15 protein-coding genes are annotated in these 16,170 nt (G+C 63.6%); 2 read left to right on the top strand and 13 right to left on the bottom strand.

Features of this window, described 5'->3' with window-relative positions:
- Nucleotides 1-4: 4 nt before the first annotated feature.
- From ACPPVP_RS35885 to ACPPVP_RS35915, 7 genes are all read right to left on the bottom strand, one after another.
- A complete protein-coding gene (locus ACPPVP_RS35885) occupies nucleotides 5-811 on the bottom strand; it encodes a carbohydrate ABC transporter permease (protein ID WP_426528276.1) in 807 nt (268 codons plus the stop codon).
- A complete protein-coding gene (locus tag ACPPVP_RS35890) occupies nucleotides 811-1,713 on the bottom strand; it encodes a carbohydrate ABC transporter permease (protein WP_426528277.1) in 903 nt (300 codons plus the stop codon). The genes ACPPVP_RS35885 and ACPPVP_RS35890 overlap by 1 nt, the downstream gene beginning before the upstream one ends.
- Nucleotides 1,713-2,798 carry an ABC transporter ATP-binding protein gene (locus ACPPVP_RS35895; RefSeq protein WP_426528278.1) on the bottom strand — a complete coding sequence of 362 codons (1,086 nt, stop codon included), beginning with the start codon at nucleotides 2,796-2,798 and terminating at the stop codon, nucleotides 1,713-1,715. The genes ACPPVP_RS35890 and ACPPVP_RS35895 overlap by 1 nt, the downstream gene beginning before the upstream one ends.
- Nucleotides 2,799-2,810: 12 nt before the next feature.
- Nucleotides 2,811-3,890, bottom strand: a complete 1,080-nt coding sequence (locus ACPPVP_RS35900; protein ID WP_426528279.1) for an ABC transporter ATP-binding protein — start codon at nucleotides 3,888-3,890, stop codon at nucleotides 2,811-2,813.
- Complete coding sequence (gene glpD, locus ACPPVP_RS35905; RefSeq protein ID WP_426528280.1) at nucleotides 3,887-5,431, bottom strand: glycerol-3-phosphate dehydrogenase; 1,545 nt, start codon at nucleotides 5,429-5,431, stop codon at nucleotides 3,887-3,889. Before glpD ends, ACPPVP_RS35900 begins: the two co-directional genes overlap by 4 nt.
- A 138-nt stretch (nucleotides 5,432-5,569) precedes the next feature.
- Entirely contained in the window at nucleotides 5,570-6,487 is a 918-nt protein-coding gene (locus ACPPVP_RS35910; RefSeq protein ID WP_426528281.1) for a DMT family transporter, read from the bottom strand.
- Nucleotides 6,488-6,527: 40 nt separating this feature from the next.
- Complete coding sequence (locus ACPPVP_RS35915; RefSeq protein ID WP_426528282.1) at nucleotides 6,528-7,358, bottom strand: DeoR/GlpR family DNA-binding transcription regulator; 831 nt, start codon at nucleotides 7,356-7,358, stop codon at nucleotides 6,528-6,530.
- A gap of 227 nt (nucleotides 7,359-7,585) precedes the next feature.
- Between ACPPVP_RS35915 and ACPPVP_RS35920 the strand changes: the two genes are divergently transcribed.
- The gene (locus ACPPVP_RS35920) at nucleotides 7,586-8,029 is read left to right on the top strand and encodes a nuclear transport factor 2 family protein (RefSeq protein ID WP_426528283.1); all 444 of its coding nucleotides are present in this window, start codon (nucleotides 7,586-7,588) and stop codon (nucleotides 8,027-8,029) included.
- Nucleotides 8,030-8,053: 24 nt separating this feature from the next.
- Here the strand turns inward: ACPPVP_RS35920 and ACPPVP_RS35925 are convergent, their stop codons facing one another.
- Nucleotides 8,054-8,242 (bottom strand): hypothetical protein, encoded by a 189-nt coding sequence (locus ACPPVP_RS35925; protein WP_426538229.1) that lies wholly within the window; start codon nucleotides 8,240-8,242, stop codon nucleotides 8,054-8,056.
- Nucleotides 8,243-8,383: 141 nt separating this feature from the next.
- Between ACPPVP_RS35925 and ACPPVP_RS35930 the strand changes: the two genes are divergently transcribed.
- Nucleotides 8,384-8,818: a glycine zipper domain-containing protein gene (locus tag ACPPVP_RS35930; RefSeq protein WP_426528284.1), complete on the top strand. Its 435-nt coding sequence runs from the start codon at nucleotides 8,384-8,386 to the stop codon at nucleotides 8,816-8,818.
- Nucleotides 8,819-8,821: 3 nt separating this feature from the next.
- On the opposite strand, the gene ACPPVP_RS35935 is transcribed toward ACPPVP_RS35930, so the two are convergent.
- From ACPPVP_RS35935 to ACPPVP_RS35955, 5 genes are all read right to left on the bottom strand, one after another.
- A complete protein-coding gene (locus ACPPVP_RS35935; protein ID WP_426538231.1) occupies nucleotides 8,822-9,250 on the bottom strand; it encodes an acyl-CoA thioesterase in 429 nt (142 codons plus the stop codon).
- 34 nt (nucleotides 9,251-9,284) lie between these two features.
- Entirely contained in the window at nucleotides 9,285-10,061 is a 777-nt protein-coding gene (locus tag ACPPVP_RS35940) for a fatty acid desaturase CarF family protein (RefSeq protein ID WP_426528285.1), read from the bottom strand.
- Between the two features lie 142 nt (nucleotides 10,062-10,203).
- On the bottom strand, nucleotides 10,204-12,297 hold the full coding sequence (locus tag ACPPVP_RS35945) for a 3-hydroxyacyl-CoA dehydrogenase NAD-binding domain-containing protein (protein WP_426528286.1): 2,094 nt from the start codon (nucleotides 12,295-12,297) through the stop codon (nucleotides 10,204-10,206).
- A gap of 2 nt (nucleotides 12,298-12,299) precedes the next feature.
- Nucleotides 12,300-13,583 (bottom strand): acetyl-CoA C-acetyltransferase, encoded by a 1,284-nt coding sequence (locus tag ACPPVP_RS35950; RefSeq protein WP_426528287.1) that lies wholly within the window; start codon nucleotides 13,581-13,583, stop codon nucleotides 12,300-12,302.
- Nucleotides 13,583-15,850, bottom strand: coding sequence for an acyl-CoA dehydrogenase (locus tag ACPPVP_RS35955; RefSeq protein WP_426528288.1), 2,268 nt, complete (start codon nucleotides 15,848-15,850; stop codon nucleotides 13,583-13,585). Before ACPPVP_RS35955 ends, ACPPVP_RS35950 begins: the two co-directional genes overlap by 1 nt.
- Nucleotides 15,851-16,170 lie beyond the last annotated feature (320 nt).

A 16,170-nucleotide genomic window follows, 5' to 3' on the forward strand; every position in this document is an offset into this window, starting at 1 on the left:
CCCCCTACACCCGACCGAGCGCAAAGCCGCGCGCGATATAGTTGCGGACGAACCAGATCACCAGGGCGCCGGGGATGATGGTGAGCACGCCGGCAGCCGCCAGCAGCCCCCAATCCATGCCAGAGGCGGAGACCGTGCGGGTCATGATCGCCGAGATCGGCTTGGCGTTGACCGATGTCAGCGTGCGCGCCAGCAGCAATTCGACCCACGAGAACATGAAGCAGAAGAATGCAGCGACGCCGATGCCGCTCGCGATCAGGGGCACCAGGATCTTAATGAAGAATCGCGGGAAAGAATAGCCGTCGAGGAACGCGGTTTCGTCGATCTCGCGCGGAACGCCCGAGACGAAACCTTCGAGAATCCAGACCGCCAGCGGCACATTGAAGATGCAATGCGCGAGCGCGACCGCCCATGGCGTATCGAACAAATTGATCGCCGAATAGAGATTGAAGAACGGCAGCGCATAGACCGCCGCCGGCGCCATGCGGTTCGACAGCAGCCAGAAGAACAGATGCTTGTCGCCGAGGAAGCGGTAGCGCGAAAACGCGTAGGCGGCCGGCAACGCCACCGAAATCGAGATCACGGTGTTGATCAGTACGTAGGTCAGCGAATTGATGTAGCCGGAATACCAGCTCTCGTCGGTGAAGATGCGCTTGTAATTTTCCAGCGTCGGCTGGTGCGGCCACAGCGTCATGGTGGTGACGATCTCGGTATTGTTCTTGAAGCTCATGTTGACGAGCCAGTAGATCGGCAACAACAGGAAGATCAGGAACACCACCATGATGATGCGGCGGCCGGGAATCGTGTTCATCACGCGGCTCCCTTTTTTTCGGGACGCTCGGTCCCGGCATTGGTCATGACGGTGTAGAAGATCCAGCACACGATCAGGATGATCAAGTTGTAGACCAGCGAAAGTGCCGCGGCCTTGCCGAGATCGAACTGCCCGAGCGCGATCTTGACCAGTTCGATCGAAACGAAGGTGGTCGAATTGCCAGGACCGCCGCCGGTCACCACGAACGGCTCGGTGTAGATCATGAAACTATCCATGAAGCGCAGCAGCACCGCGATCAGGAGCACGCGGTTCATCTTCGGCAACTGGATCGCCTTGAACACCGCCCAGCGCGAGGCGCCGTCGATCTGCGCCGCCTGATAATAGGCGTCGGGAATCGACTTCAGCCCGGCGTAGCACAGCAGCGCCACGAGGCTGGTCCAGTGCCAGACGTCCATCACGATGACGGTGGCCCAGGCGTCGAACTCGTTGGAAACGTAGTTGTAGTCGATCCCGAGACCGTTGAGCGTATAGCCGAGCAGGCCGATGTCGGGCCGACCGAAAATCTGCCAGATCGTTCCGACCACGTTCCACGGGATGAGCAGCGGCAGCGCCAGAATCACGAGGCATACGGCAACGGTCCAGCCCTCGCGCGGCATCGACAGCGCCACCACGATGCCGAGCGGCACCTCGATCGCCAGGATGATGGCGGAGAACAGCAGGTTGCGGCCGAGCGATGCCAGGAACCGCCCGCCGAGATCGGTCGATGGATCGAGCAATTCCTTGAACCAGCCGACGCCGTTCCAGAAGAACTGGTTGTTGCCGAACGTGTCCTGCATCGAATAGTTCACGACCGTCATCAGCGGCAGGATCGCGGAGAACGCGACCACCAGGAACACCGGCAGCACCAGGAACCAGGCTTTCTGGTTGATGGTCTTGTCCATCAGGCAACCCCCTCGACCAGATGGCTATCGGCATAAACGTGAACATGGGCGGGATCGAACACGAGCCCGACCGAGTTGTCGGGTACGGAAAACCCTGACGGCACGCGGGCGGCGAATTTTGCGTCGCCAATGCGAACGCGCGCGAAGCGGACGCGGCCAAGATCGTCGATGCGCTCGATCGTGGCGGACAGCAGGCCGGACGCGGGAGCCGCGACAGTGACGAATTCCGGCCGCACGCCGATCTCGATTCTAGCGCCCGACGGCAGCACGCCGTAATTGCGGTGCAGGCCAATGACGTGACCGTCGATGCGCGCCTCATGCCCGCTCACCTCAGCCGGCACGATGTTCATGCCGGGCGAGCCGATGAAATAGCCGACGAAAGTATGCGCGGGCTTGTCGAACAATTCGGCCGGCGTGCCGCTCTGCACCACGCGGCCGTCATGCATGACGACGACCGTGTCGGCGAAGGTCAGCGCCTCGGTCTGGTCATGGGTGACGTAGATCATCGTGAGATCGAGCTCGCGGTGCAGCGCCTTGAGTTTTGAGCGCAACTGCCATTTCAGCTCGGGGTCGATCACCGTCAGCGGCTCGTCGAACAGCACCGCGGCGACGTCGGAACGGACGAGGCCGCGACCAAGCGAAATCTTCTGCTTGGCGTCCGCCGTCAGGCGCGTCGCCTTGCGGTCGAGATAGAACGTGAGGTCGAGCAGGTCGGCGATGTGCCTTACCCGCGCGTCGATCTCGGCCTTGGGCACGCCGCGGTTCTTCAAGGGGAACGCAAGGTTCTGACCGACCGTCATGGTGTCGTAGATCACCGGAAACTGGAACACCTGCGCAATGTTGCGCTTCTGGGTTGACAGCGGTGTGATGTCGGCGCCGTCGAACAGGATTTTTCCGCGCGAGGGCGCGACAATGCCGGAAATCAGGTTGAGCAGCGTGGTCTTGCCGCAGCCGGACGGGCCGAGCAGCGCATAGGCGCCGCCCTGCCGCCAGGTCATGGTCACCGGCTTCAGCGCAAATGATTCCTCCGGCGCGTCATTGCCGCCGTAGGAGTGCGCGAGATCGACGAGGTCAATGCGGGCCATGTCGCATCTCCCTCAGGTGGGGCCCGGCGCGGCGACCAGACGGTCGGCGGCGTCGAACACGAAGACATTGTCGGGATCGAGCACGGCATCGAGCACGTGGCCTGGCTCGTATTCATGCACGCCCTGCAGCACCGCGACCCAATTGGAGGCGTCGCGGTTGAGATGCACGAAACTTTCCGAACCGGTGATCTCGGTCACCGTCACGGTGGCGTGGAACGCGTGCCGCCCGACGATGCCGTTGGCGACTTCGAGCTGATGGGCGCGGAAGCCGACACGATAGGGTCCGTCGGCGAGCGATGCGTAGAGGCCAGTGGCCGGCGCCTGGATGCCGCCGACATATTGCACAGAACCGTTCTTCTTCTCGATGCCGACGATGTTGAGCGGCGGATCGGAGAACACCTGCGCCACCCGCAGCGTATCGGGCTGGCGATAGACTTTTGAGGTGTCACCGGCCTGCAGAACCTGGCCTTCCCACATGCAGACGGTGTTGCCGCCGAGCAGCAGCGCCTCCGAGGGCTCGGTCGTCGCATAGACGAAGATTGCGCCCGATGCCTCGAAGATGCGCGGCAGTTCGGTGCGCAGCTCCTCGCGAAGCTTGTAGTCGAGGTTGGCGAGCGGCTCGTCCAGCAAAACCAGATCGGCGCCCTTGACCAGCGCGCGCGCAATCGCGGTGCGCTGCTGCTGGCCGCCGGAAAGCTGCAGCGGGGTGCGCTTCAGATAGGGCTCAAGCCGCAGCAGTTTGGCGGCTTCCTGGACGCGCCGGTCGATCTCCTCGCGCGGCCTGCCCTGCACCCGCAATGGCGAGGCGATGTTTTCATAGACCGTCAGCGAGGGGTAATTGATGAATTGCTGATAAACCATCGCGACCGAGCGCTGCCGCACGTCAACGCCGGTGACGTCCTTGCCATCGACCAGCACGCGGCCGGTCGCAGGTTTGTCGAGACCGGCAAGCAGGCGCATGATCGAGGTCTTACCCGACAGCGTCGGCCCGAGCAGCACGCTCAGCGTGCCGCGCTCAAGCTTCAGCGAGACATCGCGAATGGTCGGGATGCCGTCCACAGATCGCGTGACGTGATCGAGCGTGACGCTCACGGTCGCCCTCCCGCTTCGCGCAAGGGACGTTCGCCGGGCGCGCGGTGGGCTTTGATCCACTCATCGAGCGCGGCAATTTCATCCGGCGACAGCCGCAAGCCGAGCTTGGACCTTCGCCACACCACATCATCGGCGGTGCAGGCCCATTCGTTCGACATCAGGTACCTGACTTCGCTCTCCGTCAAGGTGGCGCCGAACGATTGGCCGAGATCGGCAGAGGACTTCGCGGTGCCGAGCAGTTTTTTCGCACGCGTGCCATAGGCATGCGCGAGCCGGTTGGCATGCGCCGGCTTGAGGAACGGATATTCCCGCGTCAATTCCGCCGTAAGCGCGGCGATCGCCGAAACATCCATGTCGCCGCCGGGCAGCGGCGACTTGCCGGTCCAGCCTTCCTTGGCCTTGGCGCTGCGCAGGTATGGCGAGAGCCGCTCCAGCGCTTCCTCGGCGAGCCGCCGATAGGTCGTGATCTTGCCGCCATAGATCGACAGCAACGGCGCGCCACCGGGCGTATCGAGTTCGAACACGTAATCGCGCGTCGCAGCCTTGGCTTCGCTGGCACCGTCGTCATAGAGCGGGCGCACGCCGGAATAGGTCCAGACGACATCCGCCGGCAGTACGGGCTTTTTCAGGTATTCGCTGACTGAGGCACAGAGATATTGGATCTCTTCGGGGCTTGCTTTCACCTTGGCCGGATCGCCGTCGTAATCGCGATCGGTGGTGCCAATCAGGGTGAAATCGTCCTGATAGGGAATGACGAAGATGATGCGGCCGTCGGCGTTCTGGAACATGTAGGCGCGGTCGTGCTCATAGAGCTTGCGCACCACGATGTGGGAACCCTGCACCAGCCGCACTTTTGCCCGCGCGTTGACGCCGGAGCCCGACGAAAGCACCTGCTCGACCCACGGGCCGCCGGCATTGACCAGCGCGCGCGCCTGGATGGTGGTGCGCTCTCCACTGATCGTATTCTCGACGGTGACCTGCCAGATGCCTTCGACCTGCCGGATCTCGACCGCGCGCGAGCGGGTGCGGATTTCGGCGCCGCGATCGGCGGCGTCGCGTGCGGTCAGCACGACCAGGCGCGCGTCATCGACGAAGCAGTCGGAATATTCGAAACCGCGCTTGTAGCGGTTGGCGATCAGAGGTTTTCCGACCTCGTCGTGGACGAGATCGACCGAGCGCGTCGGCGGCAGCAGATGGCGGCCGCCGATATGGTCGTAGAGGAACAGCCCCAGCCGGAGCAGCCAGGCCGGGCGCAGGCCTGCGTGATGCGGCAAAACGAAACGCAGCGGCCTGATGATGTGGGGCGCGATCTGCCACAGGATTTCGCGCTCGATCAGCGCCTCCCGGACCAGCCGGAACTCGTAATATTCGAGATAGCGTAGCCCGCCATGCACCAGCTTGGTCGACCAGGACGACGTTCCGCTCGCCAAGTCATTCATTTCACACAGGAAAACGGAATTCCCCCGACCCGCCGCATCGCGCGCGATGCCGCAGCCGTTGATGCCGCCTCCGATGATGGCGAGATCGAATACCCTGTCCAACGAAACGCTTCCCCGGCGATCGCCCTTCATTTCGGCGATTTTGCTTTCGGATTGGAGTTAATCACAAAGAAAAACGAAAGCAAGTCGAAAGCGAGGTAGCCTGTGGACCAAGCGGGTTGAATCCGAGGGATGACGGGATCAGGGCCGTCCTCGTGGCAGCGGACCGCCGCTCACGACGTAGACGCCGACGGAAATCGCGGCGATGGCAATCCAATCCATCGTGGTCGGCCACTCGCCAAGAATTGGAATCGCCATGACAGCCGTCATCGCCGGAGACAATGCGGCGAACGCGGCACCGCTGGAGGCGCCGAGGATGCTGACCGCGCGTCCGTAGAAGATAAGTGAAACGATCGCCGTCAGAATTCCCTGCACGAAGGCTTGCAGAGCGATATCGCTCCAGGGAGCCAAGGCGAGACTCGTACCCGCCACCATCACATAAACCGGCATGTAGAGAACAAGGGCGCCGACTGCCGCGATGGCCGCAGCATGCAGCCCACCAAGCCGCGCACGGCGCATCGCGACCGTATAGAAGGCCCAGGCAAGGGCAGAGCCGAGAAACAGCAGATGCCCGATGCTCTGCCTGGACTCGATCGCATCGCCGCCGGCACCCCAGGCGATTCCGAAGGCGCCGAAGAGGATCAGCACGAAGCCGATCTTTTTCGCGGCCGTAAACGGTTCGCGCAGGAAGGCTGCCGCAAGAAGCGCGACCATCAGCGGCATGACGCCGGGAAACAACGCTCCCGCGTGCGCGGCCGGGGCGAACATCAGGCCGGCGTTCGCGAACAGGACGGGTGCACCGCCGCCGAGCACGATCGCCGCCACTCCGATCCAGCCGAGGCGATCGAGCGCAAGACCTCTGCTCCCGACGTAAGGCAACAGCAGCAAGCCGGCCACACCAAAGCGAAGCGCGGCAATGTCCCACGGCGTGAGACTGCTCTTGAGACCGAGGCGGGCCACCACGATCCATCCCGACCATATGCTGACCGCCGCGAGGCCATAGAGGGCGCCGCGGACATAGGCGGTAGCGCTGCGTCCGCCGGCAGCCAGATCGGTCATGGGTCGGCTCTTAAAAGATCGGGGAAACAGTATGTAGGTATCAGCGCAGGCGCGTGACAGTGGAAGCCGGCTCGCCGACCGGCTCGTCGATATCCGCCGGCGGCTTGTCCATCGCCTCGACTACCTCGATGCCGCGATGGTGGCAGATGCTGGCAAGGCCTGCCGGCAGCGGCGCATCCGTCACAAAGGTCTGGATCTGGCTGAGATGGGCGATGCGCACCGGCGCGCTGCGCCGGAGTTTTGTCGCGTCCGCGACCAGCATGACGCTGCGCGCATTGGCGATGATCGCCTGCGCCGCCTGCACTTCGCGATAGTCGAAGTCCAAGAGCGCGCCCTCCTCATCGATCGCGGATGCGCCGATGATGGCGTAGTCGACCTTGAACTGGCCGATCAGGCTGATTGCGGTCGAGCCGATCACCGCGCCGTCGGCGCGGCGCACCGCGCCGCCTGCCACGATCACCTCGATGCGCGGATGGCGGTACAGCAGCATCGCGACGTTGAGGTTGTTGGTGATGACGAGCAGGTCTTCATGCGAGGTCAGGGCGCTGGCGACTTCTTCCGTCGTGGTGCCGATGTTGATGAACAGCGAGCAGCCGTTCGGAATCCGCGACGCGGCGGCGATGCCGATCGCCCGCTTCTCCTCCGCCGCCACGAAGCGCCGCGCCTCATAGGCGAGGTTCTCGACGCCGGAAGCAATGATGGCGCCGCCGTGGATGCGGGTCAGCGAGCGCTGGTCGCAGAGGTCGTTGAGGTCCTTGCGGATGGTCTGCGCCGATACCTCGAAACGCTTGGCAAGGTCTTCCACCATCACCCGGCCAAAGGCGCGGGCGATGTTGAGGATTTCAGTCTGACGGTGGGACAGTCCGGCCACGGCTGGCACCCTTGAGATATAGGCCTGGGCACAAAGTTGCCGTTATGGTGCGGCTGATTGGGGCCGCGGTCAACGTGGGAGATCGGCCGCAGGGCCGTTGGCCGGCCGAAACAATTATTCTGGTTAAGGCGACCGCGCCGGAAGCCAGGTGAGCCGCACCTGCTGCGGCGCTCGACAAAACAATTTGTGGCTGCAAGACTGCCCCACAAACAAAAATGGAGGAAACGATGGACATCGATCGACGTCAACTGGCGCTGCCCGCACTCGCGCTCGGGCTATTGACTGTGGTTCCGGCCTTCGCCGGTGCGGACGAAGATGCGGTTGCGAAAAACGTCGAAGCCTTCCGTGTGGCGCAGGCCGCCGGCAATGCCGAAGGGCTTGCCTCGCTCTGCGCCGACGACCTGAGCTACAGCCACTCCAATGCCAAGGTCGACACCAAGGCATCGCTTCTCGACGGCACCGCCAAGGCCAACTACAAATGGACATCGCTCGACTACAAGGATCCCACGGTCCGCGTCGTCGGCCCAGCCGCCATCGTGCGCTTCACCTTCGTCGGCGAGCAGGAGTTCACCGACGGCAAGAAGACGCCGCAGAATCTGCACATCCTGATGAACTGGCAGAAGCAGGGTAACGACTGGAAGCTGCTGTCCCGGGCGGCCACCAAGCTCTGACCCCCGGGCGACCGGCGCTGGCGGTCAGGCCGCCAGCGTCATCCCGCTGGCGAGCTGCCGCGCGGCGCGCTCGGCCTCGCGTGCGTTGCGGAATATCTGCCCTTCCAGCCGATTGAAGCGATGCGAGGCGGCAAAGAAGCGATAGCCGCCGGGAGTGCGTACGATAATTCCTGCCGGTTGCGAGCCGACTTCGATGATATAGGTGTCCGACATGGCCCAGCCTGTGATTTCTTCCGGGCTTACAACGGGTTGCACGGCAAATTGTTCCTTGCTCCCGTTGCGTCAGAACCCGGAATTATGTCAAAGCTGGTCACGGAATAGCGAGCGAATCGTTCAAATGGCCGGAGAACTGACATGATGCCGAAATTCGCGCTCTCGATGCTGGTTGCCCTAGCGGCTTGCGCACCGCTCCAGGAGGCGGCGGCGCAGGAAAGCACGCTCGGGGGCGCGCTGTTCGGCGGCGCCGCGGGCGCCATCGTCGGCGGCGCGCTCGGCGGTGGCCGGGGTGCGGCGGTCGGCGCCATTGTCGGCGCAGGCACCGGCGCCGCGATCGGTGCCCAGGGCGAACCTCGGGACGGCGGCTATCGCTGGTATCAGGGCGGTTGCTACGTCGAAACGCCCGGCGGCTGGCAGGCCGTTTCGCCACGTTACTGCGGTGTCCAGGCGCAATACGCCCCCCCGCCGCCCCGCTATTACGACGATACGCCGCGCTGCATGCGTTCGCCGAGCTACAATCCGCGTCGTGGCACCTTCATCGGCCGTGATGGCTACGAGCGTCCCTGCCCGTAAGCTTCAGGTCGTGATCACGCCGTCCGGGGTGACCGGCTGCGGACGGCCGTTGTCGTCGATCGAAACGTAGGTGAAGTTGCCGTCGGTCACCAGGATCGACTGCAACTCCTTGCGCCGCACGACCCATGCTTCGAGATGGACCGTGATCGAGGTGCGACCGACCCGCACCAGATTGGCGTAGACGGAGACGAGATCCCCGACATAGACGGATTTGCGGAAATTCATCGCTTCAATCGCGACCGTCACCGTGCGCGACTTGGCGATCTTGGACGCGAACACCCCGCCGCCAATATCCATCTGGCTGAGCAGCCAGCCGCCGAAGATGTCGCCATTGGCGTTGGTGTCGGCCGGCATCGCCAGCGTGCGGATGCAAAGATCGCCGCGCGGCTCAGTCTCGGTTGAGACCGGTGTGTGCACATGGGTTTCGGTCATATCCATCCCGGATGCTGCGTACAGAGATCGCGGATCATAGACGACCCGGGCCTGAAGTTAAGTGTCGCCGCACTTGCCGCCCCGGGCCCGCCAGCACGCCGGTTTCCCGGTAACGCCGCTGCCACGCGCCGTCGTCGGCACGCGGCACGATTCCGGTGACGGGCCCGATCACGCGCTCCAGGCCGCGCCAGACATGGAGCCCGTCGCACACATAATTCGCCCATCCATTCACCACGCAATAATGGACCGCCTGATTGTGGTGATGAACCCAATGGTGCGCCGGCGGGCACACCAGATGAAGCCGCTGCGCCAGCCGCATGATCGACGAGCGGGCGGGCTTGTGCGCGAGATTATGAAAATGCATGCCGAACAGCAGGCAGATCGCACTGATCAACCACAGAAGCATCAGCGTCCAGGTCACAGCCGAGACCGGACACAATGCGGTGACGACAGCGGCAACGCCGAACGCCACCGCGCTCGGCGCGGAGCCGAACGATGCATTCTCCAGGAAACCATAGACATGGTCAGGATGGGTATGATGCTCGCGGGTGATCGCGATCGCGCGCCCCATGGTCCGCTCGTCGAACCAGGTATCCATCGCCCAATGCACCGCGCCGGACGAAAAGTCGGCCAGGAAGTAACCGGCCAACAATGCCGCCATCAAATACGGCCAGCTCAACGCGGCAAGGGTGAAGTAATAGGCGAGCCAGAATGCGCAGAACAGGATGACGGCAATATTGGCGCCGATCCAAAAACGCATGGTCCTGATTTCACGAAGCGTCGCATCCTTGAAAAGCGGAACGGTCTGCATGGCGTCTCCACACTTTGGGGATACGACCTGTGATCGTGTTTACCTAACACAATCCATCAGATTGCGCCACGATCCGGCGATGCCACACACCATCGGCCAGGAACGTCCAAGACGGGCTCTGACCGACGTCCAGCCTTGTTTGCTACTTGAAGGTCTCCCAGCCGGCATCCGGCGTAAACCGGCCGCCGAATTTGCCGGTCAGAGTGTCCAGCGTCGCGACCACGTTCTCCACGCCGCGGGTTCGCGCATAGTTCAGAGGACCGCCGCGGAACGGCGCGTAGCCGGTGCCGAAGATGACGGCGCCGTCCACCACGTCGGCATTGTCGACGATGCCCTCGCGCAAACAGGCGACGCAGACATTCGACATCGGCAGGATCAGCCGGTCGACCATTTCCGCCGATGGTTCCGAGATCGCGGACATGCCGCCGGTGTCGGCCTTGCCGTCCTTCCAGGTGTAAAAGCCCTTGCCAGTCTTACGGCCGAGTTCGCCCTTGGCGACCTTTTCTCGCAGCCAGGCCGGCGTCGGCGGCAGCATGTCGCCGAACTTCGAGCGCAGCATGTCGCCGACATCGAGGCAGATATCGAGCCCGACCTGGTCGGCCAGTTCAATGGGTCCCATCGGCATGCCGAACTTCTTCGCGGCAGCGTCGATGACCGATTTGTCGATTTTCTCGTCCAGCATCACCATCGCCTCCAGCATGTACGGCGTCAGCGCGCGGTTGACGAGGAAGCCGGGCGAGGATTTTACGGGGAGCGGCAGCCGGTCGATGGCGCCGACGAAGGCCAGCGCCTCTTTGAGTAATTGCGCATCGGTGCCGTCATGGCTGACGACCTCGACGAGTTGCAACCGCGATACCGGATTGAAGAAGTGCAGCCCAAGCAGCCGCTCGGGCCTCGATAGCGTGGTGCGCAGATCCTGCAGCGGAATACTCGAGGTATTGGTGGCAAGGATCGAGCCGGGCTTCATTTTCGGCTCGAGGCCGGCGTAGACTTTTTGCTTCAGCTCCAGTTTTTCCGGCACCGCCTCGATGATGAGATCGGCATTGCGGACGCCCTCGGCCTGCATGTCCGGCATCAACCGATCCAACGCATCGCGCACGGCGGGGCGCTTACGCAAAATCTTGCCGTAGAGCTCGGCGGCGCGCTTGATCGCGCCCGCGATCGGCTCCGGCTTCATATCCGCGAGCGTGACCTGCACGCCCTGACCGGCGCACCAGGCGGCGATGTCGCCGCCCATCGCACCGGCGCCGATAACGTGAACGCGCTCGATCTTGTTGCCGCTGCCTGCGAGCTTCTTCATCTGCTCGCGCAGGAAGAAGACGCGGATTAGATTTTGCGCGGTCGGCGTCACCATCAGCCTGGCGAAAGACGCCTTTTCCGCGCTGAGCATCGCCCGCTTGTCGCCGCCGTGCTTTTCCCAGAGATCGATCAGCGCGTAGGGCGCGGGATAATGCGCTTGCGGCGCGGCCTTGGCGGCCTCGCTGCGCATCCGCCCGGCGAGGAATCCCCTGACGGGACCGAGGCTGAGAACATTGTTGAGCAGCCCGGGCCGCGCGCGCTGCAGCCGTCCGGACACGGCGTCCTTCACGGCATTGCGAACATGCCGCTCCTGCGTCACGGCGTCGACCAGCCCGAGCGACTTTGCCTTCCGTGCATCGATGGTCTTGCCGGTCAGCATCATCGACATCGACTGCATCGGATTGACCAGCTGCGTGAAGCGCACCGTGCCGCCGAGACCGGGATGCAGGCCGAGCATCACCTCGGGAAAGCCGAACCGCGCATCCTCGATCGCAATCCGCATCTGGCAGGCGAGCGCCACTTCGAGGCCGCCGCCGAGGCAGAAGCCGTGAATCACGGCCACGCTCGGAACCCGCAGGGCCTCGAGCCGGTCGATCACCGCATGCGCGCGGCCGATCTCGGTCTCGACCGCGTTCGAATCGGTCGCCCCACGAAACGCATTGACGTCGGCACCGGCAATGAAGCCGGACTTTTTGGCAGAACGGATGACGAGGCCGGTAGGGCGCTGTCCTTCCAGCTCCGCCAGCACCTTGTCGAGTTCCTCGATCAGATCGGCTGAAAGCGTATTGGCGCTGGTGCCTTCGCGGTCGAACAACAGCCAGGCGACGCCGTCGGCATCACGCGTCAGCCTGAAATTTTTGTAGGGGCCAGCGGCGTCGGGCGTAGGCCCGAGTTCGAGCACGCGATCGCCGAGAACGTCCATGATCTGGCTATCCATGCTCACACCATCTCTATCAGCATCGCACCGCCCTGCCCGCCGCCGATACATTCGGTGGCGATGCCGCGCCGCGTGCCCAATCGCTTCATGGCGTTGACGAGGTGCAGCACGATACGGTTGCCGCTGCAGCCCACGGGGTGGCCGAGGCTGATCGCCCCGCCATCGACGTTCAGCCTGGTTTGGTCGAGTTCGCCCGCCGCGCCGTCGAGGCCAAGAATTTCCTTGCAGAATGTTTCATCGTTCCAGGCGGCGAGACAGCCCAGCACCTGCGTCGCAAACGCCTCGTTCAATTCCCAAGTTTCGATATCTCCGAGCGTCAGCTCGTTGCGTTTCAGCAGCTCGGTGGCCGACAGCACCGGGCCGAGACCCATGATGCCGGGATCGAGCGCCGACCACTGGCTGTCGAGAATGGCCGCCTTCGGCGTCAGGCCGTGCTTCGCCACCGCCTCCTCGGAAGCGAGGATCACCCAGGACGCGCCATCGGTGATCTGCGAGGAATTCCCCGCCGTGACCTTGCCCCACGGGCGCTCGAATACCGGCTTCAGTTTCGCCAGGCTCTCCGGCGTCGAGTCCGGCCGCACGCCATCGTCATGATCGTAGAATTTGCCATCGCGCGCGAACGCGGTTTCGACCTCGCCCTTCAGCCAGCCTTCCGACTGCGCTTTCGCCAGCCGCTTGTGGCTTTCGGCGGCATAGGCATCCGACTGGGCGCGGGTGACGCCGAAGAGATGGCCTACCACCTCGGCGGTCTGGCCCATGTTGAGTTCGGTGATGGGATCGGTGAGCCCGCGCTCCAGCCCGATAATCGGCTTCAAATAGCTGGGCTTCACCTTGAGCGCGGCCATGATTTTCGCGCCGATGCCTTTCGCTCCCGCAAGGCCCGCGAACCAGCGCACGCCCTGTTGCGGCCAGACCAGCGGCGCGTGGCTCAACGCTTCCGCGCCGCCCGCCAGGATGAGGTCCGAAACACCTTCGCGGATGTAGCGGTAGGCCGTGTCGATCGACTGCATGCCGGAGCCGCAGTTGATCTGCACAGTGAAGGCGACCATCTTCTCGCCCATGCCGAGCCGCAGCGCGGCGACGCGGGCCGGGTTCATTTCGTCGGCGATGACGTTGACACAGCCGAGGATGACCTGATCGAAAGCTGAGGGCGCAAACGGCTGCCGCGCCAGCAGCGGCCGGCCGCATTGCACGGCGAGATCAACCGGCGTGAACGGCCCGGGACCGGAGCGCGCTTTCAGGAACGGCGTCCGGCTGCCGTCGACGATAAAGACCGGTTTTGCCATCAGCTTGCCGCCCTCTGTTCACCCAGTTCCTGGAAGAACTGATGCACGTCGGCAGCCTTCCTGTAAATCGGCGACAACGCTTCGGCTGCGAAATCGTCGACCTCGATCACCTTCGCAACGGCTTCGTGCGCAGCCTGAAGCTTCTCGCCATCGGCCTGCGTAATGACGCCTTTCTTGACCGCCTCTTTCCAGTCATGCAGGCGCGCCGCGCGCATTTGTTTGGAAGCATCTTCTGCCGCCGTGACCAGAAGGAACGCCTTCTCCAGCCGCGCCACGCCGCCATCATCGTCGACCGCGGAAAGATCCGATGTCAACCGGTCGCGCGCCGCCGACGGCTCCAGCACGAGCTGCGCGCATTGGTGCACGACGCGGTCCGACGGGCCGGTCACCTTTGCGCCGAACGGCTGGATCAGGAATTTCAGTATCACCGCCACGAACCGGTTCGGCAGGTTGGCGAGGATTTCGGCAAAGCGGTTTTCGATGGTGCGGAAACCACTTGCCATGCACCATTCAAGCGCCGCGAAATCTTCCCTTTGTCGTCCCTCGTCCTGCCAGCGTTTGAGCGCCGCCGACAACAGATACAATTCGGACAGGATGTCGCCGAACCGGGCCGAGAGCATTTCCTTGCGCTTGAGCGCCCCGCCCAGCGTCAGCAGGGCCATATCCGCGCACAAGGCAAACGCGGAAGAATAGCGCGAGAGCTGGCGGTAGAACTGCGTCGCCTCGCCCGCATCGGGCGCTGGTGCAAACAGGCCGCCGCTCCAGCTTCGGCCCCAGGCGCGGAACATGGTTTTGAAGCTGTGGCCGACGTGATTCCAGAATGCCTTGTCGAAGGCGTCGAGCCCCTTGGCGCGGTCGGCTTCACCCAGCGCATTCATTTCCTCAAGCAGGAATGGATGAGCGCGAATAGCGCCTTGGCCGAACACGATGAGATTGCGCGTCAGGATGTTGGCGCCCTCGACCGTGATGCCGACCGGCACCGAGCGATAGAGATTGCCGAGATAATTTTGAGGCCCGTCGATCACGGCCTTGCCGCCATGGATGTCCATGGCGTCGTCGATCGCGATCCGCATCCGCTCGGTGGCGTGCAGCTTCATGATGCCGGAGATGACGGCGGGATGATGCCCCTGGTTGAGCGCGGCGCAGGTCAGCCGCCGCGCGGCGTCGAGCAGATAGGCGGTGCCGGCGATGCGGGCGAGCGGCTCCTCGATGCCTTCGAACTTGCCGATGGCGATGCCGAACTGCTCGCGGATGCGGGCATAGGCGCCAGTGGTGCGCGCGGCATAGGCTGCGCCCGCAGCGGAGAGTGAAGGCAGCGAGATACCGCGGCCGGCGGCGAGCGCCGTCATCAGCATCTTCCAGCCCTGCCCGAGCCGCTCTTGCCCGCCGATGATGTAGTCCATCGGTATGAACACGTCGCGGCCCCAGTTCGGGCCGTTCTGGAACACCTGCATCGCCGGCAGATGCCTGCGGCCGATTTCGACGCCGGGCAGATCGGTCGGGATCAGGGCAACGGTAATGCCGAGATCTTCCTGCTGACCCGCGAGGTGATCGGGGTCATAGGCCTTGAAGGCGAGACCGAGCAGCGTCGCGACCGGGCCCAGCGTGATGTAACGCTTGTGCCAGTTCAGCCTTAAGCCGAGCACCTCGCGGCCTTCGAAATTGCCCTTGCAGATGATGCCGGTGTCGACCATCGAGGACGCATCGGAGCCCGCTTCCGGGCTGGTCAGGCCAAAGCAGGGAATGTCAGTGCCTGCGGCGAGCCGCGGCAGCCATCTTTCCTGCTGCTCTTTGGTACCGAAGCGCATCAGCAGTTCGCCCGGCCCGAGCGAGTTCGGCACCATCACGGTGACGGCGGCCGTCAGCGAGCGTGAGGAAAGTTTGCGCACCACTTCCGAATGCGCATAGGGCGAGAAGCCGAGGCCGCCGAATTCCTTGGGGATGATCATGCCGAAGAACTTGTGGCGCTTGATGAAGGCCCAGGCTTCCGGCGGCAGATCGCGCCATTCCCAATTGATCTTCCACTCGTCGAGCATGGCGCAGAGCTCGTCGACGGGGCCGTTCAGAAAGGCCTTCTCCTCTTCAGTCAGCGTCGCCGGGGCAACGGCCAGCAATTTCGACCAGTCGGGATTGCCGGTGAAGAGATCGGCGTCCCACCAGACGTCGCCCGCTTCAAGCGCCTCGCGCTCGGTGTCGGACATCGCCGGCAACACGCCGCGTGCCCAGGAAAAAATCGGTTTGCTGATGAAATCGCGGCGGAAGCTCATGGCGAACTCTCCTGGTCTGCGGCGCGACGTCGCGCCTCACCTGGGCCAAACGACGGCTCATTCTAGCTGAAACGTACGGGTTTCGGGGACGGTTCGCATCGGGATTGAAGCGAAATTGATAAACCGGGAGATAACGGCGGAAGCCCGGAAGCGTTCCGAAAAGTCTGCATTATCCGGTGGTTAAAACAATCTCTCTCGTCATTCGGGGCGCGACAAAGTCGCCAGCCCGCAAATCCCTCGTGGACACCGGTTTTGCTGGCCAATGGATTCGGGACCTGCGCCAACGGCGCATCCTCAGGTGCACAGTTGCGCACCGGGAA

The sequence above is a fragment of the Bradyrhizobium sp. McL0615 genome (assembly GCF_049993905.1).
Classification (GTDB): domain Bacteria; phylum Pseudomonadota; class Alphaproteobacteria; order Rhizobiales; family Xanthobacteraceae; genus Bradyrhizobium.

Coding starts and splice junctions, on each gene's coding strand:
- ACPPVP_RS35930 (WP_426528284.1), top strand. CDS start 8,384: ATGATGCCGAAATTCGCGCTCTCGATGCTGGTTGCCCTAGCGGCTTGC.
- ACPPVP_RS35950 (WP_426528287.1), bottom strand. CDS start 13,583: ATGGCAAAACCGGTCTTTATCGTCGACGGCAGCCGGACGCCGTTCCTG.
- ACPPVP_RS35935 (WP_426538231.1), bottom strand. CDS start 9,250: ATGACCGAAACCCATGTGCACACACCGGTCTCAACCGAGACTGAGCCG.
- ACPPVP_RS35910 (WP_426528281.1), bottom strand. CDS start 6,487: ATGACCGATCTGGCTGCCGGCGGACGCAGCGCTACCGCCTATGTCCGC.
- ACPPVP_RS35955 (WP_426528288.1), bottom strand. CDS start 15,850: ATGAGCTTCCGCCGCGATTTCATCAGCAAACCGATTTTTTCCTGGGCA.
- ACPPVP_RS35895 (WP_426528278.1), bottom strand. CDS start 2,798: ATGGCCCGCATTGACCTCGTCGATCTCGCGCACTCCTACGGCGGCAAT.
- ACPPVP_RS35925 (WP_426538229.1), bottom strand. CDS start 8,242: ATGTCGGACACCTATATCATCGAAGTCGGCTCGCAACCGGCAGGAATT.
- ACPPVP_RS35890 (WP_426528277.1), bottom strand. CDS start 1,713: ATGGACAAGACCATCAACCAGAAAGCCTGGTTCCTGGTGCTGCCGGTG.
- ACPPVP_RS35945 (WP_426528286.1), bottom strand. CDS start 12,297: ATGGATAGCCAGATCATGGACGTTCTCGGCGATCGCGTGCTCGAACTC.
- ACPPVP_RS35885 (WP_426528276.1), bottom strand. CDS start 811: ATGAACACGATTCCCGGCCGCCGCATCATCATGGTGGTGTTCCTGATC.
- ACPPVP_RS35940 (WP_426528285.1), bottom strand. CDS start 10,061: ATGCAGACCGTTCCGCTTTTCAAGGATGCGACGCTTCGTGAAATCAGG.
- ACPPVP_RS35920 (WP_426528283.1), top strand. CDS start 7,586: ATGGACATCGATCGACGTCAACTGGCGCTGCCCGCACTCGCGCTCGGG.